At 42.5% G+C, this 19,887-nt stretch carries 19 protein-coding genes, 2 tRNA genes and 1 riboswitch; of the genes, 4 read left to right on the top strand and 17 right to left on the bottom strand.

Annotated features, from left to right (window positions below; all coding sequences use genetic code 11):
- Positions 1 to 283: 283 nt before the first annotated feature.
- From PGU50_RS15090 to PGU50_RS15045, 10 genes are all read right to left on the bottom strand, one after another.
- Positions 284 to 373: transfer RNA gene (locus tag PGU50_RS15090), tRNA-Ser, on the bottom strand.
- A gap of 228 nt (positions 374 to 601) precedes the next feature.
- Positions 602 to 687, bottom strand: a tRNA-Ser gene (locus tag PGU50_RS15085).
- A gap of 88 nt (positions 688 to 775) precedes the next feature.
- Complete coding sequence (gene ispD / locus PGU50_RS15080; RefSeq protein ID WP_117834625.1) at positions 776 to 1,483, bottom strand: 2-C-methyl-D-erythritol 4-phosphate cytidylyltransferase; 708 nt, start codon at positions 1,481 to 1,483, stop codon at positions 776 to 778.
- 42 nt (positions 1,484 to 1,525) lie between these two features.
- Positions 1,526 to 2,557: a tRNA (adenosine(37)-N6)-threonylcarbamoyltransferase complex transferase subunit TsaD gene (gene tsaD, locus PGU50_RS15075; RefSeq protein WP_008373677.1), complete on the bottom strand. Its 1,032-nt coding sequence runs from the start codon at positions 2,555 to 2,557 to the stop codon at positions 1,526 to 1,528.
- Positions 2,558 to 2,583: 26 nt separating this feature from the next.
- The gene (locus PGU50_RS15070; protein ID WP_008373675.1) at positions 2,584 to 3,492 is read right to left on the bottom strand and encodes a ribonuclease Z; all 909 of its coding nucleotides are present in this window, start codon (positions 3,490 to 3,492) and stop codon (positions 2,584 to 2,586) included.
- Positions 3,486 to 3,737 (bottom strand): hypothetical protein, encoded by a 252-nt coding sequence (locus tag PGU50_RS15065; RefSeq protein ID WP_055158650.1) that lies wholly within the window; start codon positions 3,735 to 3,737, stop codon positions 3,486 to 3,488. The genes PGU50_RS15070 and PGU50_RS15065 overlap by 7 nt, the downstream gene beginning before the upstream one ends.
- Positions 3,738 to 3,877: 140 nt before the next feature.
- Positions 3,878 to 4,342, bottom strand: a complete 465-nt coding sequence (rimI, locus tag PGU50_RS15060; RefSeq protein WP_270247322.1) for a ribosomal protein S18-alanine N-acetyltransferase — start codon at positions 4,340 to 4,342, stop codon at positions 3,878 to 3,880.
- On the bottom strand, positions 4,335 to 5,072 hold the full coding sequence (tsaB, locus tag PGU50_RS15055; RefSeq protein WP_055158647.1) for a tRNA (adenosine(37)-N6)-threonylcarbamoyltransferase complex dimerization subunit type 1 TsaB: 738 nt from the start codon (positions 5,070 to 5,072) through the stop codon (positions 4,335 to 4,337). Before tsaB ends, rimI begins: the two co-directional genes overlap by 8 nt.
- A gap of 1 nt (position 5,073) precedes the next feature.
- Positions 5,074 to 5,505 (bottom strand): tRNA (adenosine(37)-N6)-threonylcarbamoyltransferase complex ATPase subunit type 1 TsaE, encoded by a 432-nt coding sequence (gene tsaE, locus PGU50_RS15050; RefSeq protein WP_055158645.1) that lies wholly within the window; start codon positions 5,503 to 5,505, stop codon positions 5,074 to 5,076.
- A gap of 15 nt (positions 5,506 to 5,520) precedes the next feature.
- Entirely contained in the window at positions 5,521 to 6,033 is a 513-nt protein-coding gene (locus PGU50_RS15045) for a YcxB family protein (RefSeq protein ID WP_118218347.1), read from the bottom strand.
- A 162-nt stretch (positions 6,034 to 6,195) separates the two neighbouring features.
- Positions 6,196 to 6,345, top strand: a riboswitch (FMN riboswitch).
- A gap of 113 nt (positions 6,346 to 6,458) precedes the next feature.
- Here PGU50_RS15045 and PGU50_RS15040 point away from each other — a divergent pair.
- Positions 6,459 to 7,103 carry an ECF transporter S component gene (locus tag PGU50_RS15040; RefSeq protein ID WP_270247321.1) on the top strand — a complete coding sequence of 215 codons (645 nt, stop codon included), beginning with the start codon at positions 6,459 to 6,461 and terminating at the stop codon, positions 7,101 to 7,103.
- A 118-nt stretch (positions 7,104 to 7,221) separates the two neighbouring features.
- On the opposite strand, the gene glgD is transcribed toward PGU50_RS15040, so the two are convergent.
- From glgD to PGU50_RS15010, 6 genes are all read right to left on the bottom strand, one after another.
- Positions 7,222 to 8,340, bottom strand: a complete 1,119-nt coding sequence (gene glgD, locus PGU50_RS15035; RefSeq protein WP_117824531.1) for a glucose-1-phosphate adenylyltransferase subunit GlgD — start codon at positions 8,338 to 8,340, stop codon at positions 7,222 to 7,224.
- A 1-nt stretch (position 8,341) separates the two neighbouring features.
- Entirely contained in the window at positions 8,342 to 9,481 is a 1,140-nt protein-coding gene (locus PGU50_RS15030) for a glucose-1-phosphate adenylyltransferase (RefSeq protein ID WP_117559255.1), read from the bottom strand.
- A 225-nt stretch (positions 9,482 to 9,706) separates the two neighbouring features.
- Complete coding sequence (locus tag PGU50_RS15025) at positions 9,707 to 10,240, bottom strand: hypothetical protein (protein WP_270247319.1); 534 nt, start codon at positions 10,238 to 10,240, stop codon at positions 9,707 to 9,709.
- Positions 10,231 to 10,914 (bottom strand): DnaJ domain-containing protein, encoded by a 684-nt coding sequence (locus PGU50_RS15020; protein WP_118218344.1) that lies wholly within the window; start codon positions 10,912 to 10,914, stop codon positions 10,231 to 10,233. Before PGU50_RS15020 ends, PGU50_RS15025 begins: the two co-directional genes overlap by 10 nt.
- Positions 10,895 to 11,746, bottom strand: a complete 852-nt coding sequence (locus PGU50_RS15015; RefSeq protein WP_055247562.1) for a DUF5685 family protein — start codon at positions 11,744 to 11,746, stop codon at positions 10,895 to 10,897. Before PGU50_RS15015 ends, PGU50_RS15020 begins: the two co-directional genes overlap by 20 nt.
- A 3-nt stretch (positions 11,747 to 11,749) precedes the next feature.
- The gene (locus PGU50_RS15010; RefSeq protein ID WP_270247318.1) at positions 11,750 to 13,903 is read right to left on the bottom strand and encodes a Tex family protein; all 2,154 of its coding nucleotides are present in this window, start codon (positions 13,901 to 13,903) and stop codon (positions 11,750 to 11,752) included.
- A gap of 172 nt (positions 13,904 to 14,075) precedes the next feature.
- Between PGU50_RS15010 and PGU50_RS15005 the strand changes: the two genes are divergently transcribed.
- Entirely contained in the window at positions 14,076 to 14,684 is a 609-nt protein-coding gene (locus PGU50_RS15005) for a TetR/AcrR family transcriptional regulator (protein WP_022220003.1), read from the top strand.
- 126 nt (positions 14,685 to 14,810) lie between these two features.
- Here the strand turns inward: PGU50_RS15005 and PGU50_RS15000 are convergent, their stop codons facing one another.
- Complete coding sequence (locus PGU50_RS15000) at positions 14,811 to 15,842, bottom strand: aldose epimerase family protein (protein ID WP_055156242.1); 1,032 nt, start codon at positions 15,840 to 15,842, stop codon at positions 14,811 to 14,813.
- A gap of 325 nt (positions 15,843 to 16,167) precedes the next feature.
- Here PGU50_RS15000 and PGU50_RS14995 point away from each other — a divergent pair, with 325 nt between their 5' ends.
- Positions 16,168 to 18,000 carry an NAD(P)-binding protein gene (locus PGU50_RS14995; RefSeq protein WP_270247317.1) on the top strand — a complete coding sequence of 611 codons (1,833 nt, stop codon included), beginning with the start codon at positions 16,168 to 16,170 and terminating at the stop codon, positions 17,998 to 18,000.
- A complete protein-coding gene (locus PGU50_RS14990) occupies positions 17,994 to 19,730 on the top strand; it encodes a [FeFe] hydrogenase, group A (protein WP_008373638.1) in 1,737 nt (578 codons plus the stop codon). Before PGU50_RS14995 ends, PGU50_RS14990 begins: the two co-directional genes overlap by 7 nt.
- Positions 19,731 to 19,887 lie beyond the last annotated feature (157 nt).

Genomic DNA, 19,887 nt, shown 5'->3' with positions numbered 1-19,887 from the left:
AGGGTTTGTTGTCTATTGTTCAGTTATCAATGTTCTTTTTTGTTGTTGCCGTTTCATGCAACAGCTTTTATATTATATCAAAGCGTTTCATATTTGTCAACAACTTTTTTTATTTTTTGTTCTGCATTTAAAACTTTCATTTCTCATGCATCAGCTTGTTTATAATAACATCCGTTTTCCTGAATGTCAAGCACTTTTTTCGACTTTTTTCACATTTTCTTGATCTGTATTTTACATTCAATATTATGTTTTATCGATTACTGCTTTTTAGCTTTGAACAAAACGGAGAAAGAGGGATTCGAACCCTCGCGCCGCTATTAACGACCTACTCCCTTTCCAGGGGAGCCCCTTCGGCCAGCTTGGGTATTTCTCCAAAACGTCCGTTATTTAATATACACGATTCTTTCTTTTTTGTCCAGTACTATTTTCAAGTTTTATATATTACTCACTTACAAGATTAAATTCCACTCTCATGTGGAATTTAATCTTGTAAAATAATGTAACTTCAAAGATAAATCTTACCTTTTTTCATTTCACCTTTTTACTCCCAAAAAGCCAAGCCGAACAATAAAAAAAGCAGAACATATTGTTCTGCTTCAACCGGAGAGGGTGGGATTCGAACCCACGCGCCCTTTCGGACAAACGGTTTTCAAGACCGCCTCGTTATGACCACTTCGATACCTCTCCGCATTTATTAAGTTGTTGCTGTGTATCAGCGACAAGATAGATAATATCATAGTGATACATTATTGTCAACACTTTTTTTAAATTTTTTTCAATTTCTTTTTTTGATCAGACTTTCTGCTAATATCAGATCTTCTGGCGTTGTAATCTTTATATTCTCATACGAACCTTCTACCAACTTTACTGCACAGTTTTCCATACGCTCTACAACCATCGCATCGTCTGTTATCCCTTTTTCATTTTCTTCATTTTCCATCAATTTAAAATATGCATGACGAATCAATGCAGTCTCAAATACCTGCGGAGTCTGAATACACCACACAAATCTTCGTTCTGGTGTATTTACTGCGAAATCATTCTCATCTACAATCTTTACCGTATCTTTCGATGGCATTCCTGCCACACATGCCCGGTATTCTTTTACTGCCTGGTAAGTTCGTTCTATGATCGATTCATCAACAAACGGACGTGCTCCATCATGAATAAAGACATAACCTTCCGGTTCTATTTCTCTTAGTGCTTTATATACAGATTCATACCGTTCTTTTCCACCAACCACAATTTTGTTAACTTTTGTGATTCCATAAGCTTCTATAATATTTTTCCGGCAATAATCAGTCTTACCTTCTCCTGTCACAAGAACAATTTCATCAATAATCGGAGATGCTGCAAATGCAGCAAGAGAATAGTAAAGTACAGGCTTTCCGCATATTTCCAGATACTGCTTCTGTATTTTTGTACCCATCCGGCTTCCTTTTCCTGCTGCCAGGACTACTGCTGTACATTTTTCCCTGTTCATATTATTCTCTCCTTTTTACCTGCATTTCGTGGATCGCCCACTCTATCTTTCGCCAAGTTTCAGATTCGGGACTGCATTCAGATCCCATCCATGTCTGGTTCCATTTATGTATTCATAATAAGCCGCCACACCGATCATTGCTGCATTATCTGTACAGAAAATCGGTGACGGATAGTAAAATTCTATTTCATTCTTTTCACATGCCTGTTTCATTGCTGCACGAAGACTACTGTTTGACGCCACGCCTCCCGCAATTGCAAACTTATTAAGTCCATATTCTTTTACTGCATGCATTGCATTGTCTACCAGCACATCAGTAACTGCTTTCTGGAAGGATGCAGCAATATCAGCACGGTTGTATTCAATCCCTTTCATCTTGCAGCCGTTAATATAGTTTAAAACTGCTGACTTCACGCCACTGAAGCTGAAATCATATGGGGAATCTTCGATATGCGCACGTGGAAATGGGATTGCATCTGGATCCCCCTCTTTTGAAAGCTTATCAATCTTCGGTCCTCCCGGATATCCCAGGCCAATTGCTCTAGCCACTTTATCAAAAGCCTCTCCTGCCGCATCATCTCTGGTTCTTCCAAGAATCTCATAAGTTCCATAATCCTTGACGCATACGAGATGCGTATGTCCCCCAGACACAACAAGACACAAGAACGGTGGTTCCAGTTCCAGATTCTCAATATAATTTGCAGAAATATGCCCTTCAATATGATGAACTCCAACAAGTGGTAACTTTTTCGCATATGCGATTGCTTTTGCTTCTGCCACACCGACAAGAAGCGCACCAACAAGCCCCGGACCGTAAGTTACACCGATTGCATCAATATCATCCAGTGTAACCTCTGCATTTTCCAGAGCCTCTTCTATTACCTGATTAATCTTTTCAATATGCTTTCTCGATGCGATTTCCGGAACCACACCACCATATAATTTATGTAGATCTATCTGTGATGAGATCACATTTGACAACACCTGTCGTCCGTTCTTTACAACGGCTGCTGCCGTTTCATCACAGGAACTTTCAATTGCCAGTATTAATATATCCTTTTTCTCTGTATCCATATTTTTCCTTCTCTCTACTGCTTTGCTTATTCCGGGAAATCCAGTTCTGTTGTCATACGGTCTTTTCCTGCGATCGCATGTGGAAAGATTGCCCGCACTTCATCCATATATTCTTCCGGATGGCGCAGGGACGGGCTGTAATGCGTAAGCCACATTTCTCCCACCTCCGCCTCTTTTGCCAGGTTTGCTGCCTCATAAAAGGTCATATGCTTATATTCTACTGCTTTTGCCGCTTTTTCTTTTTCTCCGTACATTCCTTCGCAGATAAACAGGTCTGACCCTTTTGCATTCTTCCGGATAGAATCCGTCGGTCTTGTATCTGTACAATAGGTAAGCTTAATTCCTCTTCGAGGTGGTCCAAGGACCATCTCCGGCGTCAGTATTCTTCCGTCAAGCTCTACTGTCTCACCTTTTTGAAGATGTTTCCAGTATTCCTTCGGAATTTTCTGTTCTGTTGCCCTCTGCACATCAAATTTGCCGGCACGGTCGATCTCAATCGTATAACCGTAACAGATCACATTATGTTTTACACGAAATGCTTTCAGACGATATCCATCCATCTCAAAAATCTGTTCTGGCTCTGTAATTTCTCTATAGTGGATTTCAAATGGCAGTTCCGGCGCGATCACTCGCAGAGAACTCACCACTCTCTCCAGACCTTTCGGTCCAATCAGAGTAAGCGGTTCCTTTCTGTCCGCATTTCCCATTGTAAGAAGAAGTCCCGGAAGTCCGCTGATATGATCTCCATGGTAATGTGTGAAACAAATTACATCGATCGGTTTAAAACTCCATCCCTTCTCTTTTAACGCAATCTGTGTGCCTTCACCACAGTCAATCAGCAGCTGGCTGCCGTTATATCTTGTCATAAGTGCGGTCAGCCATCGATAAGGAAGCGGCATCATTCCACCGCTTCCAAGCAAACATACATCTAACATTCTAACTCCTGTTCTCCATATACCGGAATCTGGAAAGATGCTATCCAGGTATCATAACATTCCTCACAGATATCAAATCGATGGAGTTCTCCGTCTTTGTGCGAAAAATATCCCCATCTTTTTTCAACTGTAAGCATCTCTTCCTCCGGTATTCCATTTTTTATTGTGATTTCTTTTTTACATTTATTGCACACAATCTTTGTGACTGTATTTTTTTCTGTCTGAATTTTTTTATAATTACGCATCTTACTTCCTCCGGAGTATCTTTGCAAAAAAGACTGCCATTTCATTTTTCAGCTCTTTCTATGTTCAGGTACATTATAACGTCACAGACTGACGCCTTCCAGTGGGAAGTCTTGTATATTCTTGCGATTTCTTCCATTTTCTAAACCATACGGCTCATCAGGATTGCATCTTCCGGATTTTTTCCTCCGTAATAGAACTTTCGCTCTCCATCGATTCCAAATTTGTTTTTTTCATAAAAAGCAATCGCTGTCTGATTACTCTTACGGACATCAAGAAGCATTCTTTTCAGTTGCTTTTCATGGCAGATCTGTTCCATAAATCCAAACAGCATCTGTCCAATTCCTCTGCGTCTTTCAGATTCAGCAACTGCAATTCTTGCAATCTCGCATTCATCCAGAACATAATAACACAGAAAATATCCCAGCAGGGTATCCCCTTCCATTGCTGCCGCACAAAAAGTATGCTTCTGTCTGACAGTTGATCTCACTTCATGATAACTCCACGGATCCGGAAATACGTCTGTTTCCATCTGCGCCACCTGTTCCATTCGTTCTCTGTCATTTTCTGTTATCAAAGTAATTTCTATGCCATCTCTATTACTCATGTGTTTTTTCTGCTTTCAGACGTTCTTCTCTTTCCCGTTCTGCCTGTGATACACGCAGATAATCCGGTTTGTGTTCCATTGCGGTTTCTGTTTTTCCTTCTTTATAATACTGAATTCCAAGCATACCGACTGCTGCAGCTCTCTGCTGGTTCATATGTGCCGGTGCAAATGCAATATCATGATTCGTCATCAATTCCTTCTCCAGCCTGTCTTTATGCACCGGTACACCGTCTCCAAGAAAGATCACTGGTTTTCCATAAGTACAAAGTTTTTTGGCAAGTTCATCGATTTCGACTGCCATCTGTGCTTCCAAAACCTGCAGTTTATCACCGTCCATCTGATAAATACCAGTATATACCTGATTTCTTCTTGCATCCATGATCGGACAAATGATCCTGTCTGTATAACACAGATTATAAGCAAGTCCGTCTACTGTCGGAATGTGAATCAAAGGCTTCTTCAGTGCCAGCCCCAGTCCCTTTGCAGTTGCTGAACCAATTCTGAGTCCGGTAAATGATCCCGGTCCTCCTGCTACCGCAATCGCATCAATCGTATCCAGATTCATATCCGTCATCTTCACGATTTCATCCAACATCGGTAATAAGGTCTGTGAATGTGTCTTTTTATAATTGATCGTATACTCTGCAATCGTTTTGGAAATTTCGTTTTCTTCTTCAACTACTGCGACAGTTGCAACAAGTCCCGAACTGTCTATTGCTAAAATGCGCATATTATTCTCCTCTTTTCTCTACCGTAATCCGGCGGAAATCAAATCCCTGTTCCAGATCTTTTTCTATCGTGATCTCTGTCCGGTTCGCCGGAAGAATCTCATCGATCAGGTTCGCCCATTCGATCAGGCTTACACCGTCTCCATATACATAATCTTCAAAACCAATCTCGTCCATCTCTTCAATGTCACCAATCCGATACACATCAAAATGATAGAACGGAAGTCTTCCGTCATCATATACCTGGACTATTGTAAAGGTTGGACTGCTGATCGGTTCTTCAATCCCCAGTCCTTTTGCCAGTCCCTGGGTAAATACGGTCTTTCCGACGCCGAGATCTCCTACCAGTGTATAGACTTCTCCTGCTTTTGCATGACTCCCGATCTTCTTACCGAGATCATAGGTTTCTTTGGCACTTTTTGTTTCAATTATCATCTTCTGGTCTGCCTCCTAATTTGCACTGACGTGTCTGATATTGACTTTCTTGGCTGACATATGTGTAGAAATCATCTGCACTGCTGCCGCATACTGTTCTCCCAGGGATTCTCTTGGAAAAATCAGTGCTCTTACCTTTGTTACATATATAATTACAGACTGACCGGTTGAAACTGCCTTTCGGAAATCTCCCCATTCATTAAGCACACTTTGTTCATCCTGTGAAATGCGGATTCCTTCTTCGTTAAGTTCATAACTAATCGGTTTCTGAAACATCGGGGAGCGCATTACCTGTTCTGCCGCACGTGCTTTTAAATGAAGTGGGTTTCCGATCAGAAAAATTGCGGCAAACAAAAAGAACGTTGCAGCTGTACTGTAACTTCCAAACATACATTGTCTGATTCCCAGCACCAGTGTTACACCACCGAAAATCACACCAACGATTCCACTAAGGCTTGTATAGGAAGTATAGAGCATAAAATCAAACATGGCTTTTTTTGTCATTTTTACTTCAAACTTTATATTCATTCATTTTCCTCCATATCAGATTAAGTCACACCGATTATATCATACCGAATCTTTGGAAACAAGTCGTTACTGCTCACTCCGGGTTTAGAAAAGCACTGTCTTTTCTTAACTTGTACTTGTATTTTATATACGCCTGCGCTATAATGTGTTCAAATGAACAAGGAAATTCTTCGGGGTAGGGTGACTTCTTATCGATATAGTATAAGCAGAATTCCCAACCGGCGGTTACAGTCCGCGACCTGTCAGATTTCTGACAGCTGATTTGGTGCAATTCCAAAACCGACAGTAAAGTCTGGATGAGAGAAGAAAAAGTGATTTTGCAAGTAATCCCCCGACGTATCACGTCGGGGATTTTTTTGCATAGGCTTTCGAAGATTTTCCTCCTGAATTCATCTGATTTTTTCAAGAGAAAAGGAGAGAAAAAAATGAGTACAGATGTAATGACAAACCAAAAAACAACAACGAAAGGAAAAAACCGTATCAGCACAAAGGCAATCGCACAGATTGGTGTACTCGGAGCAATCGCTATGGTTCTGATGTTATTTGATATTCCACTTCCATTTGCACCAACCTTTTACAAAATTGATTTCAGTGAAGTTCCGGTCCTTGTCGGAGCATTTACCATGGGTCCTGTAGCCGGCGCTTTGATCGAACTGGTCAAAATCCTGTTGAACCTCCTGATCAGAGGTACATCAACAGCCGGTGTCGGAGACCTCGGGAACTTCCTGGTCGGATGTGCAATGTGTATTCCGGCTTCCCTGCTTTATCAGAAGTTACATTCTCGCAAGGGTGCGATCATCGGTATGGTAACGGGAACTGTTTTTATGACAATTGTCGGATGTTTTATCAATGCATACCTTCTGCTTCCGGCATACGCTGCTGCATTCCATATGCCGATCGATGCACTGGTTGCCATGGGAACCGCAGTCAACAGTCATATCAACAGTCTTCTGACTTTTGTTCTACTTTCTGTTGCACCTTTCAATCTGCTGAAAGGTTTCCTGGTATCATTGATCGTATTCCTGATCTACAAAAAGATCAGCCCGATTTTACAAATGGGACGCGAATAGATTATAATTTTACAAAGCAGCAAAAGGGGTTCGTTATGAACCTCTTTTTTTATGAAACCAAAAAACAGAGAGAAGTCTGCCCACGCCGGCATTCTTCTCTCTGTTGAATTTCTTTTGATTATAAAGTATCATTTCTTCTTACATATCCTGGTTTTTCCGGATCTGCAATCAGTTCCTTTGCATGGACAATCCTTGCACTCTTGTCCACTACCTGTGCTTCAATCCGTGCATCCGCTCCAATTACAACTCCCGGAAGGATAACACTGTCTTTGACAACTGCACCTTTCTTAATTACACAGCCACGTCCGATTACCGAATTCTCAACAGTACCCTCGATTAGACATCCATTGGAAATTACTGACTTCTTGACACTTGCTCCTTCGTAATACTTTGTTGGGCAGGAATCATTTGTTCTTGTGTAAATTGGCCAGCTCTTATCAAACAAAGTCACTGCATTCTTCATATCGATCAGTGATAAGTTTGCATTATAGTAGCTCTTGAAATCTGTGATAGATGCAAAGAATCCTCGATGTGACACTCCACGTATATCCAGTTCACTGCAAGCCATATTCACAATATCATTAAGTGTGAACATGGAAGAAATCTTTCTTCCCTTTTTGACCAGTTCCATGAACAGATCTTTGCGCATTACATATGTATCCATGAAAATATTACGGTTTTTCGCGTTGCCATGGTTCGGTTCTAATGAAAGAACACCTTTCTGCTTGTTCAGATTAAGTGTTGAACAGTTCAGATAGTATTCTTTTGCATTATCCACACTGTGATATAACAGGGTAATATCTGCACCGGATTCAATATGTGTCTTAAGTAATTCATCATAATTCTGTGTATAAATCATATAACTTGGCGCAATAACTACATATGGATATTTTACAGCTTCAATGCACTCCATATTTTCTTCATATGCCGCCAGGTCATTATTGTATACACTCCATTCTGCATTTTCAAAATCAGAATAAAGAATATGAAGACGTCCACTCTTTGAGTTGATATTGTAATGACGTCCTGTTCCAAGATGTTCTGTAAGAGAACGTGGTTTTCTTCTTACATAAACCTGAATATGTTCGATTTCACTGTTGCTCATATTAGAGATTTGGAAATCAATAACTCTGTATCTTCCAAGGAATGAAACAGCACCAACCGGACGGTAATTCTGCATCTCTCCTACCCGGATATTGTTGCCGGCAAAACTTACGATTCCAAATGCCTGTGCCATATTACTCATCCCCCTTAACACGTTTTGATACTAATTCAATATGTTCGCTGTCTGCTGATCCGACAACTGCATTTTTGCCAATCTTTACGCCATCAGCCACAAGCGCTCTTGTTACAACTGCACCTTCTTCTACTTCAACGCCCGGCATCAGTACACTGTCAATAATCTGTGCGCCTTCGCCGACTTTTGCACCTGTAAACAATACAGAATTCTTGACTTTTCCATTGATCACACAGCCCTGGTTGATAAATGCTCTTTCAATCTCTGCTGTCGGACCAACATACTGCGGAAGCGCAGTTGTATCCTCTGTGTAAATCTTCCATGAATCATCATTCAGATCAAGTTCATTTTTATTGTTGATCAGATCCATATTTGCTTCCCACAGGGAATCGATTGTTCCGACATCTTTCCAATATCCTTTGAACTTGTATGCGTAGAGCTTTCTTCCATCATTCAGCATAGTCGGAATAATATCTTTTCCGAAATCATGATTGGAATCCTGATTTTTCATATCTGCAAGGAGCATCTTTCTTAAAAGCTTCCAGTTGAATATGTAAATACCCATGGATGCCAGATTGCTCTTTGGATTCTCCGGTTTCTCTTCAAACTCTACAATTCTTCCCTCATCATCCGTATTCATAATGCCGAAACGGCTTGCTTCCTTCATCGGAACCTCAATGACCGCGATTGTTGCATCTGCTCCAGTCTCTTTATGATAATCAAGCATCTTATCATAATTCATTTTATAAATATGGTCACCGGAAAGAATCAGTACATATTCTGGTGCAAACATGTCCACAAAATCAATGTTCTGTGAAATTGCATCTGCTGTTCCTCTGTATACATCCAGGTCTGCATCCGCTTTTTCACGCGGTGGGAGTACATAGACTCCGCTGTTCTGGGCATCTAACCCCCATCTGCGGCCTGCCGCTACATAACTGTTAAGTAAAATAGACTCATACTGTGTCAGGACTCCTACATTATCAATTCCGCTGTTGGCACAGTTGCTGAGTGGAAAATCAATGATTCTGTATTTCCCACCATATGAAACCGCAGGTTTGGCTACTTTATTTGTAAGCTCGTGAAGACGACTTCCTCGTCCGCCTGCCAAGATCATAGCAAGCATATTATTCTGCTTCATAAGTGAATCCTCTCTTTCCTATTTGTCCTGTCTTATATTATACAATTTTTCTGTTAAATTTTCCACTTTTTTGTGCAAAAAATACATAAAAATTTATTTTTTATTATCATTATGATGTGTTCGAGGATTGTGGGAATTGCGTAGCAATGGAGCGATCCGGTTACATCAGTGAGTGGCAAAATTTACTTTCGACACTCACATCATCATTATTGTACTATATATGCTTTAAAACCCGAATTTATGTCTATTTTCTTTCCAGATTTTCCCCATTGCATATTCATACGTCTTGTCAAAGACAAAAAGTATAAATTGTCCGAATACAACAGACATAAGCATTATTCCTTTTGCAGCCTTTTTTTCAGATAACATACTCCAGAAATATATTAAACCCGGAATATAAAGTACATTAAATACCAGATATTTCATAAGCCAGAAAAAGTTACGGCTTCTGATCCATCCGGAAGCTCTTCCAAGAAAATGCCATATTGTTTCTATAATTAGAATATAAAATCCCATAAATGTATAGGAAACCACATATAATTTATTCGGAGACAGAAAGATTCCCAGCAAAATTCCAGCCAGTAAAAAACCTGCCCCGCTTTTTAATCCAAATTCCTGAATCACAATCCCGACAAAGAAGGATGCCGCCGCCAGTAAAAAAAGGGTATTTGTTTCGATCACACTGCCAAGCGCAATCCCCACCTCTGTCAGTGCAAGCATAACACCTGCAAATGCAGTCTTTTTTGCATTTAGATGCATGGACACAGATCCCCTCCCATACATTCACATAATGAATCTGCGATCCACAGATCACAGCACATATTTCCAGTTCCACATGGTGAGGAATTACGATTGCCATATCCCTGACCAAACGGATTACTATTATATCTCTGCGCTCCCCAGTTCAGCTGGTTCATCAGTTCTCTGTACTGCGGGTTATTCGGCTCCATATTCACCGCCTGCGCAGCATAATCCCTTGCCAGCACATTGTTACCGACGCCTGCGTTGGCCATGGAACTTGCATAATACCACTGTGCCGTCCGGTCATTCATACGGTTCAATACATTGATCGCATCCTGATATCTGCGGTTATTGATAAAATTGAATGCCGCCTGCATCTCCGGATTCATATTATTGTACTGCTGGTATCTGCCATTGCCATAAGATTGATTCCCATAGGAATTATTACCATAAGAATAGTTCCCTGAACCTGCGCCGTATCCGTAATTATATCCTCCATTCGCCCGCTCTTTCATAATTTCATCATAAGCTTCCTGTACTTCTTTGAACTTTTCTTCAGCAAGATCCCGAAGCGGATTATCCACATTGGCATCCGGATGATATTTCCGGCTCAGTTCTCTGTACGCCTTTTTTATCTCCTCTTCCGACGCATTTGGTGATACGCCAAGCACCTCATAAGGATTCTTTGTCATCTTCCTTTTCCTCGCTTTTCTTTTCTTGTATCTTTCTGTAATGTTTCCATACGCCATCATACAGGATATTCCGCAGGATATCCACGTCCAGTATACATGGCAGAATTTCAAAATTTCTTGCGCATTCGCCGATCATCATGCACAGAATGTCTCTGCATCTTTCTTCATATCCGGCTTCTTCATGCATCTTTTTTAATGGATTATAAGTTCCTTTTTCCAGGTCCTTATCCAGATCTTCGTAAGCATCCATAATGTAAATATATTTGCCCAGATAGAAACCGATCCCTCGAAGCTGCTGTTCCCAGCAGTCTTCTTTATATACCATCATCTCTTCCATCAGCCGGCCAAAACAGCCTGCCGGATAGTCAACTTCCTGTATACCCTGACTTTCATATTCCGAAAGCTTTGCCATTTCTTCTCTGATCACACGACTCTGCCTTGGATATTTCCGAATTGCTTTTTCTACTTTTCGCTTCAAGGCCATACTTCCGAGAAGCCCTGCTACTTTCTTCTCATCCTTCCAATCATCTTCCAGATGATAATACGCCATGATCAGATTCATATCGGCCGCATACTCTGTGATCTCATTTTCCAGCATTGGCTGTGGCTTTAACGGATGCATCTTACAGCGATGGCTTTCTGCCTTTGTTTCACTTTCATATAAAGAAGTAAGTAAAATGATCACAAATGTCATATCATAGGCAAGCGTAAGCTGACCTGCGCTGCCATACTGTCTCTTCAGCGACTGACAAAGGCCACAGTAATACGCTTTATATTTATGATAATCTTTTACTTTTAATTCCGGCTCATTCGCCGTCACATATCCGAACATGTATTACTGAATTCCTCTCATTGTAAGCTGGATCCGCTTCTTCTGTAGATCAACGCTCATCACCTTTACATCTACAACATCTCCTACGCTGACTGCTTCCAGTGGATGCTTGATAAAACGATCCGTGATCTGGGAAATGTGCACCAATCCGTCCTGATGCACTCCAATATCGACAAATACACCAAAGTCAATGACATTTCGCACGGTTCCTTTCAGAATCATTCCTTCCTTCAGATCCTTCATATCAAGGACATCCGTTCTGAGAATTGGTTTCGGCATCTCATCTCGTGGATCACGCGCCGGTTTTTCCAGCTCTTTGACAATATCCCGAAGGGTGATCTCTCCTATTCCAAGTTCCTCAGCGAGCTTTTTGTAATCTTTGATGGTAAGAGACAGACCTGCAAGTTTGCCGCCTGCAATATCTTCCGGCTTGAAGCCCTGCTTTTCAAGAAGCTTCCTTGCCGCCTCGTAAGACTCCGGATGTACACTGGTCCCGTCGAGTGGATCGGTTCCGCCCTGGATTCTCATAAATCCGGCACACTGCTCAAATGCTTTCGGTCCAAGTTTTGGTACTTTGAGAAGTTCTTTTCTATTCTCAAATTTTCCATTTTCTTCCCTGTAAGCAACAATATTTTTCGCAAGGGTTCCGGAAATACCGGAAATATAAGAAAGTAGCGGAGCCGATGCAGTATTTAGGTCCACACCGACTTTATTTACACAGTCTTCTACCACACCGCCAAGTGCTTCTCCTAATTTTTTCTGGTTCATATCATGCTGATACTGCCCGACACCGATCGACTGCGGATCGATCTTTACCAGTTCGGCAAGCGGATCCTGAAGACGTCTTGCGATGGATGTCGCGCTTCTCTGCCCGACATCGAATTTTGGGAATTCTTCTGTAGCAAGTTTACTTGCTGAGTACACAGATGCTCCCGCTTCATTTACGATCACATACTGCACTTTTTCCGGAATCTCTTTTAACAGTTCTACAATAAACTGTTCTGATTCTCTGGATGCTGTTCCATTTCCCAGGGAAATCAAAGAGATGTGATACTTTGGAATAATCTTTTTCAGCAGATCTTTTGCTGCCTGGATCTTCTTCGGAGTCGTAGGCGCTGTCGGATAAATTACAGTCGTGCCGATTACTTTTCCGGTCGGATCTACCACAGCAAGCTTGCATCCGGTACGGAATGCAGGATCCCATCCAAGCACAACCTGTCCGACGATCGGCGGCTGCATCAGAAGCTGCTCCAGATTCTTTCCAAACACAAGGATTGCGCCATCTTCTGCTTTTTCCGTCAGTTCATTTCTCAGTTCACGCTCGATCGCCGGTGCGATCAGTCTCTGATAGCTGTCGGCCACAACCTCTTTCAAAACCGGTGTTGTGTATGGATTATCCCTGCGGATCACTTTCTTTTCCAGATAACGGAGAATTTCCTCTTCCGGTGCTTCAATCTTAACACTCAGAAATTTTTCTTTTTCTCCACGGTTGAGTGCCAGTACGCGGTGTCCGGCTACTTTGCTGACCGCTTCTGTAAAATCATAATACATCTCGTATACAGATTCTGCTTTTTCATCTTTTGCAGCAGAAACCAGCGTACCCTTTTTGAACGTCAGATCGCGGATCCTCTTTCTGTAATCTGCCTCATCTGAAATATTTTCTGCAAGAATATCTTTCGCACCGTCAATCGCTTCCTGCACATTTTTCACGCCCTTTTCTTCAGAAACATATTTTTCTGCCTCTTTTTCCAGGGGCTCCTTACTATTCTGAAGAGAAATCAGAACCGCCAGTGGTTCCAGACCTTTTTCTTTTGCAATTGTCGCACGGGTCCGGCGTTTGGGTCTGTACGGACGATAAAGATCGTCCACCAGAACCTGCGTCTCTGCTGCCACGATCTGTGCTTTCAGCTCAGGTGTTAACTTGCCCTGTTCTTCAATACTTGCAAGAACCTGTTCTTTTTTCTCTTCCAGGTTCCGCAGATAGGTCAGTCGTTCATATAATTTACGAAGCTGTTCATCATCCAGTGTACCGTGTGCTTCTTTTCTGTAACGCGCAATAAACGGAATGGTATTTCCTTCATCGATCAGCTTTACAGCCGCATCTACCTGCCACTTTTTTACGCCCAGTTCTTCTGTTATTTTCTGGTTAATATCCATTGATATCCAATCCTCTCTTTTTGTTCGCTATGGATTTAATGATACCATGTCATCTCTTATTTTTCAATTCCCGTTAAAATTACAGAGTTTGCTCGGTTTTCTTGTCTTTTTCTATTAAATATGCTATACTACAGCTAATCTGACTGAAAAGTTTTAAGAAAGGATTAACCAAATGTCAAGCGATATTGAAAAAGAGCCACTGTCCAGACAACAGAAAAAATCAAAAGAAACCAAAGCACGTATCTTTCATGCAGCCAAGACAATTCTGCAGAAGCAGGGATACGATCAGCTTTCCATAAAAAATATCTGTGATGAAGCAGGTGTCTCCAACGGCAGCTTCTATCATCATTTTAAAACCAAAGATGATCTTTTATCTTATTATATTGAAGAACAGCCAAGCATCAATCCGGATCTTCTGGATACGCCGGAAGATGCAGATGAGGCAAAGATCGGTATCATCCACGTTTATCTGAATTACGCACAGTACTGCCGGGAACTCGGAGTAGAATTCATGTCCAACTACTACACACCGCGCAACCAGGCACTGAACCCAACGATCCGTACCGAGCGACCGTACCCAATCCTTACCGTAGAGAATTATCTTCGCAAAGCGATTGATGCCGGCATCATTGCGCCAAAGATTTCCCTGGATGAAATCTGCACTGATATCCGTATGCTGGTTATCGGAAATGTATTTGAATGGTGTCTGCATAACGGAGAGACTGATTTTGAAGGTAATATCCGCCGTTCGATCGGGCATTATCTGGATGGCATTTTCTGATTTCACAGATATACCACAGCGTAAAATGAATTTTTCATATTCCTTCGCTGATTTTTTACAGCACATATTTTCAAAAAAGGTGTCATGGATTTTTATGTCCATGGCACCTTTTCGGCTTATCTGTTGTTATATAAACTTGTACATCGTTGTTGTTTCGTAAGTTTCGCCCTTCTTGCATACCGGCCCGGCAAAATTCTCTTTATGGATTGCATCCGGGAAGAACTGTGTCTCGAAGCAGGCTGCCTGGCGTTTGTGGTAATGCGCCCCGCCTTTTCCTTTGGCATCAACAATAAAGTTGCCTGTATAAAGCTGCATTCCCGGAAGGTCTGTATAAACTTCCATAGTGATTCCGCTCTCTTCCGAGGACATCTCTGCCACTTTCGCAAATTCTCCTTTATTGTTCAGAACCCAGTTATGATCATATCCTTTTCCGAAATTCAGTGCTTCATAATCTGTCTCGATTTCTTTGCCAATTGCTTTCTTTGTGCGGAAATCCATCGGTGTTCCTTCTACCGGTGTGATCTCGCCTGTCGGAATAGACTCGGCATCGGCTCTGGTAAATGCATCTGCATCAATCCATACTTCCTGATCCAGTACATCTCCTGATGCATGTCCATCCATATTAAAATAGCTGTGATTTGTCATGTTGATCAGAGTATCTGCATCCGGAACTGCATGGTAAGCGATCTTCACTGCATTGTCTTCTGTCAGAGTATATGTTACCTCAATATGTACAGCTCCCGGATATCCCTGATCACCATCCGGGCTGTCCAGTTCAAATGTAATATGATCATCTGCGGTTTCTTTTACCTTCCACATTCTCTGGTTATAAAAATCCATTCCGCTGTGGAGATTATTGCCATTATCATTCTTTTCAAGCTGATAGGTCACTCCGTTCAGTTCAAAGGATGCTCCTCCGATACGGTTTGCACTTCTCCCGACAATTGCACCGAAGAACAGATCTCCTTCTTCATATCCTGCTGCCTCATCATATCCAAGCACAACATCACACGGCTTGCCTTCTTTGTCCGGTACGATCACCTGTACCAGCGTTGCACCGTAATCGGATACTGCAATCTCCATTCCGTTTTTATTTGTGAGCGTATATAATTTTGTCTCGTCACCTTTAACTGTTGCACCAAAATCTGTTACTTTCATTTCTCCTGTTCCGCCCTTTCTGTTAATTGTGCCTGTAAAACAGACATCTCTTTTACAAGTGTTATTGTAACATAATTTTTTTATTTTTTGCACCCTTTATCGTTGTTCTGCCATTTTGTGCATATTGCTGATATTTTTTATCATTTTGTGACAAAATTAACTTATTTGTCTATTTATTAACTTTGCTTGCAAGATTGTACTGAAATGCATACAATATCATTATAAGTGTGTCCATAGAGTTGGTCTATAGCATTCAGATGTTTCCCCTATAATTTTTCTTCATCTGATCTATGGACTGGCAAAAAAAGTTAAAGGAGAAAAAGCTATGAGTAGACTTGAAATCACTGCACCGGACAAAGCCCAGCTGGTTATCGAAGGGCTCTACAAAGATCTGGAGCGAAGAATCGAATCCAGTCCTCCGGGACTGTGTCCTGTAGACATGACTCGTGCTTTCCTGGAGATGTGTCATACACACACCTGCGGAAAATGTGTGCCGTGCCGTATTGGTCTGTGGCAGCTGAAGAACCTGCTGACCGATGTTCTGAATGGGGACGCAACTATGGAAACATTAGACCTGATGGAAGAACTTGCTCTGTCAATCATGGAAGGAGCTGACTGCGCGATCGGGTATGAAGCAGCTCATATGGTTTACAAGAGCCTGATGGGATGTCGTGAAGATTATGAAGAACATGTGCGCCAGGGAAGATGTACCTGCCAGTATGCACAGCCTGTTCCTTGTGTATCTCTGTGCCCTGCACACGTAGATATCCCGGGATACATCGCTCTTGTCGGAGAAGGACGTTATGCAGATGCGATCCGTCTGATCCGCAAAGATAATCCGTTCCCGACAACCTGTGGATTTATCTGTGAACATCCTTGTGAGGCACGCTGCCGTCGTAATATCGTGGATGATGCAGTCAATATCCGCGGACTTAAGAGAATGGCTGCGGATTATGCCGGAAAGGTTCCACCTCCGCCATGTGCTCCATCTACCGGAAAGCGCATCGCTATCGTAGGTGGCGGTCCTGGTGGATTAAGTGCGGCTTACTATCTGCAGCTTATGGGACACCAGACAACTGTATTCGAGATGCTGCCTGAGCTTGGTGGTATGCTCCGTTATGGCATTCCAAACTATCGTCTTCCGAAAGACCGTCTGAACGATGACATCAACGCCATCCTCGAGACCGGCGTAAAAGTAGAATTTGGCAAACGTATCGGAACTGATATGACAATCCAGAGCCTGCGTGAAGAATATGACGCAGTCCTTATTACAATCGGTGCAAGTACCGATAAGAAACTTGGTATCGAAGGTGAACACTCAGAAGGTGTCCTTTCTGCTGTTCAGTTCCTTCGTGATGTAGGAAAGAACCAGAACCCGGATCTTACCGGACAGGAAGTAGCTGTTATCGGTGGCGGTAACGTATCTATGGATGCTGTCCGTACTGCAAAACGTCTGGGTGCTAAAAAAGTCAGCATCGTTTACCGCCGCCGCGTGGCAGATATGACTGCCCTTCCGGCAGAGATTGAAGGTGCTGTTGCAGAAGGAATCGAAGTACAGACTCTGATGGCTCCTTCCCACATCGAAACAGATGAAAACGGTCACGTAAAAGGAGTCTACGTTACACCACAGATGATCAGTAAGATCAAAGACGGTCGTGCAAGTGTACGTCCGACAGGTGCTCCTGACGTATTCATTCCATGCCAGACACTGATCGTTGCGATCGGACAGGATATTGAATACCAGCACTTTGAAGAAGCCGGTGTTCCTGTACAGAGAGGTAAGATCTTAACCGAAAAATACGGCGGATTCGATAACATTCCGGGTGTATTTGCCGGTGGAGACTGTGCTTCCGGTCCTGCATCCGTAATCAAAGCTATTGCTGCTGCAAAAGTAGTAGCTGCTAACATAGACGAATACCTGGGATATCACCACATTATCAGCTGTGACGTTGAGATTCCTGAAGCGCGTCTTGATGACCGCCCGCCGTGCGGAAGAGTAAACATGACCGAGCGTGAAGCCTGCGAACGTGTCTGTGACTTTAACGGTGTAGAAAACTGCATGTCCGAGGCAGAAGCGAAACAGGAAGCCAGCAGATGTCTGCGTTGCGACCACTTCGGCTACGGCATTTTCAAAGGAGGTCGTGAAACATTATGGTAAATCTTACAATTGATAATATAAACGTATCTGTCCCGGAAGGTACTACTATCATGGATGCTGCCAAAATGGCGGATATCCCGATTCCAAAGCTCTGCTATCTGAAAGATATCAACGAGATCGCAGCCTGTCGTGTCTGTGTTGTTGAACTCGAGGGAATGGAACGGCTGGTAACTTCCTGCAACAACGTAGTAAAAGAAGGTATGGTAATCCATACAAACAGCCCAAAGGTTCGTACAGCCAGAAGACAGACTGTACAGCTTATCCTTTCCCAACACGACTGCAAATGTGCTACCTGTGTCAGAAGCGGTAACTGTACTCTGCAGAGTCTTGCAAATGACCTGAACATCATCGAAATACCATTTAAGCAGCGTCTGGAAGAATTCCCTTGGGATAAAGAATTTCCGCTGATCAGAGACTCACAGAAATGCATCAAATGTATGCGCTGTATCCAGGTCTGTGACAAGATCCAGGATTTACATATCTGGGATGTGACAAGTACTGGTTCCCGTACTACCATTAATGTAACCGGCAACCATAAGATCTCCGAGGTTTCCTGTTCTCTGTGCGGTCAGTGTATTACTCACTGCCCGGTCGGCGCTCTGCGCGAACGTGATGATACAGAGAAAGTATGGGATGCAATCGCTGATGACAAGAAAGTCGTTGTTGCACAGGTTGCTCCTGCTGTACGTGCTGCATGGGGTGAAGCTCTTGGTCTTTCCCGTGAAGAAGCAACTGTCGGCAAGATCATGGATGCTCTGAAGAAAATGGGTATTGACTATGTATTCGATACCTCCTTCACAGCAGACCTTACTATTATGGAAGAAGGAAATGAATTCCTGCAGAGATTTACAAAAGGCGAATTAAATCTTCGTCCGATGTTTACCTCCTGCTGCCCTGGATGGGTACGCTTCCTTAAATCACAGTACCCACATCTGGTGCCACAGCTTTCAACAGCCAAATCACCACAGCAGATGTTCGGTTCTGTTATGAAGAGCTATTTTGCAGAATCCATCGGTGTGAAACCGGAAAATATGTTTACTGTATCTATCATGCCATGTGTTGCCAAAAAAGGCGAAAGTAACATGGAACTGTTCTATGGTGAATATGCCGGACACGAGACAGACGTTGTACTTACAACTCGTGAATTGACACGCATGATCCGTTCTGCACATATTGATCCTGCTTCTTTGGTTGATCGTGAATGCGATCCTCTGATGAAAGAATGGACCGGTGCCGGTGTTATCTTCGGAACAACAGGTGGTGTTATGGAAGCAGCACTTCGTTCTGCTCACTACCTTGTAACCGGACGTAACCCTGATCCGGATGCATTCAAGATTGTCCGCAATCCTGGTGGACAACCAGGTGTTGTAGAAGCTGAGATCCAGCTTGGAGATGCTACTGTTCGTGCTGCTGTTGTCAGCGGACTCGGAAACACACGTAAACTGATCGAAGCAATCGAACATGGTGAAGTACATTATGATTTTGTAGAAGTCATGGCCTGCCCTGGCGGATGCGTCGGCGGTGGCGGTCAGCCAATCCATGACGGAGAAGAACTTGCACGGACACGTGGTGAAAATCTTTATTTCCTTGATAAGAATGCACCACTTCGCTTCTCACATGAGAACCCGGATGTACTCCGTCTGTACCGTGATTTCTTTGAGAAACCGCTTTCTCACAAGTCACATATGTTGCTTCACACAGATCATAACGCATGGGAAATGCCTAGATAAATCAAATTTTGCCCTCTAAAAGATTGTAACGAATATATAAATAATTTATGGAAGCCACATATTCTATAAACTAAGATATAGAAATTGAGCCCTTCTATATCTCTAAAATCCAGAAATGGGAAATGACCTGCCATGTCATTTCCCATTTCTGGATTCA

The organism is Coprococcus sp. AM11-30B, from assembly GCF_027674365.1.
In the GTDB taxonomy this organism is placed as follows: Bacteria; Bacillota; Clostridia; order Lachnospirales; family Lachnospiraceae; genus Allocoprococcus; species Allocoprococcus comes.
The sequence above is the reverse complement of the archived record's forward strand: the minus strand, read 5'-3'. Positions and strand labels throughout refer to the sequence as shown.

Excerpts from the sequence above, each read along its gene's own strand:
- PGU50_RS15030 (WP_117559255.1), bottom strand. The coding sequence starts at position 9,481 with ATGAAGCAGAATAATATGCTTGCTATGATCTTGGCAGGCGGACGAGGA.
- glgD (WP_117824531.1), bottom strand. The coding sequence starts at position 8,340 with ATGGCACAGGCATTTGGAATCGTAAGTTTTGCCGGCAACAATATCCGG.
- rimI (WP_270247322.1), bottom strand. The coding sequence starts at position 4,342 with ATGAGTAATAGAGATGGCATAGAAATTACTTTGATAACAGAAAATGAC.
- tsaE (WP_055158645.1), bottom strand. The coding sequence starts at position 5,505 with ATGATAATTGAAACAAAAAGTGCCAAAGAAACCTATGATCTCGGTAAG.
- PGU50_RS15000 (WP_055156242.1), bottom strand. The coding sequence starts at position 15,842 with ATGAAAGTAACAGATTTTGGTGCAACAGTTAAAGGTGACGAGACAAAA.
- tsaD (WP_008373677.1), bottom strand. The coding sequence starts at position 2,557 with ATGGATACAGAGAAAAAGGATATATTAATACTGGCAATTGAAAGTTCC.
- ispD (WP_117834625.1), bottom strand. The coding sequence starts at position 1,483 with ATGAACAGGGAAAAATGTACAGCAGTAGTCCTGGCAGCAGGAAAAGGA.
- PGU50_RS15005 (WP_022220003.1), top strand. The coding sequence starts at position 14,076 with ATGTCAAGCGATATTGAAAAAGAGCCACTGTCCAGACAACAGAAAAAA.
- PGU50_RS15040 (WP_270247321.1), top strand. The coding sequence starts at position 6,459 with ATGAGTACAGATGTAATGACAAACCAAAAAACAACAACGAAAGGAAAA.
- tsaB (WP_055158647.1), bottom strand. The coding sequence starts at position 5,072 with ATGCGCATTTTAGCAATAGACAGTTCGGGACTTGTTGCAACTGTCGCA.
- PGU50_RS14990 (WP_008373638.1), top strand. The coding sequence starts at position 17,994 with ATGGTAAATCTTACAATTGATAATATAAACGTATCTGTCCCGGAAGGT.
- PGU50_RS15070 (WP_008373675.1), bottom strand. The coding sequence starts at position 3,492 with ATGTTAGATGTATGTTTGCTTGGAAGCGGTGGAATGATGCCGCTTCCT.
- PGU50_RS15010 (WP_270247318.1), bottom strand. The coding sequence starts at position 13,903 with ATGGATATTAACCAGAAAATAACAGAAGAACTGGGCGTAAAAAAGTGG.
- PGU50_RS14995 (WP_270247317.1), top strand. The coding sequence starts at position 16,168 with ATGAGTAGACTTGAAATCACTGCACCGGACAAAGCCCAGCTGGTTATC.
- PGU50_RS15065 (WP_055158650.1), bottom strand. The coding sequence starts at position 3,737 with ATGCGTAATTATAAAAAAATTCAGACAGAAAAAAATACAGTCACAAAG.
- PGU50_RS15025 (WP_270247319.1), bottom strand. The coding sequence starts at position 10,240 with ATGCATCTAAATGCAAAAAAGACTGCATTTGCAGGTGTTATGCTTGCA.
- PGU50_RS15020 (WP_118218344.1), bottom strand. The coding sequence starts at position 10,914 with ATGACAAAGAATCCTTATGAGGTGCTTGGCGTATCACCAAATGCGTCG.
- PGU50_RS15015 (WP_055247562.1), bottom strand. The coding sequence starts at position 11,746 with ATGTTCGGATATGTGACGGCGAATGAGCCGGAATTAAAAGTAAAAGAT.
- PGU50_RS15045 (WP_118218347.1), bottom strand. The coding sequence starts at position 6,033 with ATGAATATAAAGTTTGAAGTAAAAATGACAAAAAAAGCCATGTTTGAT.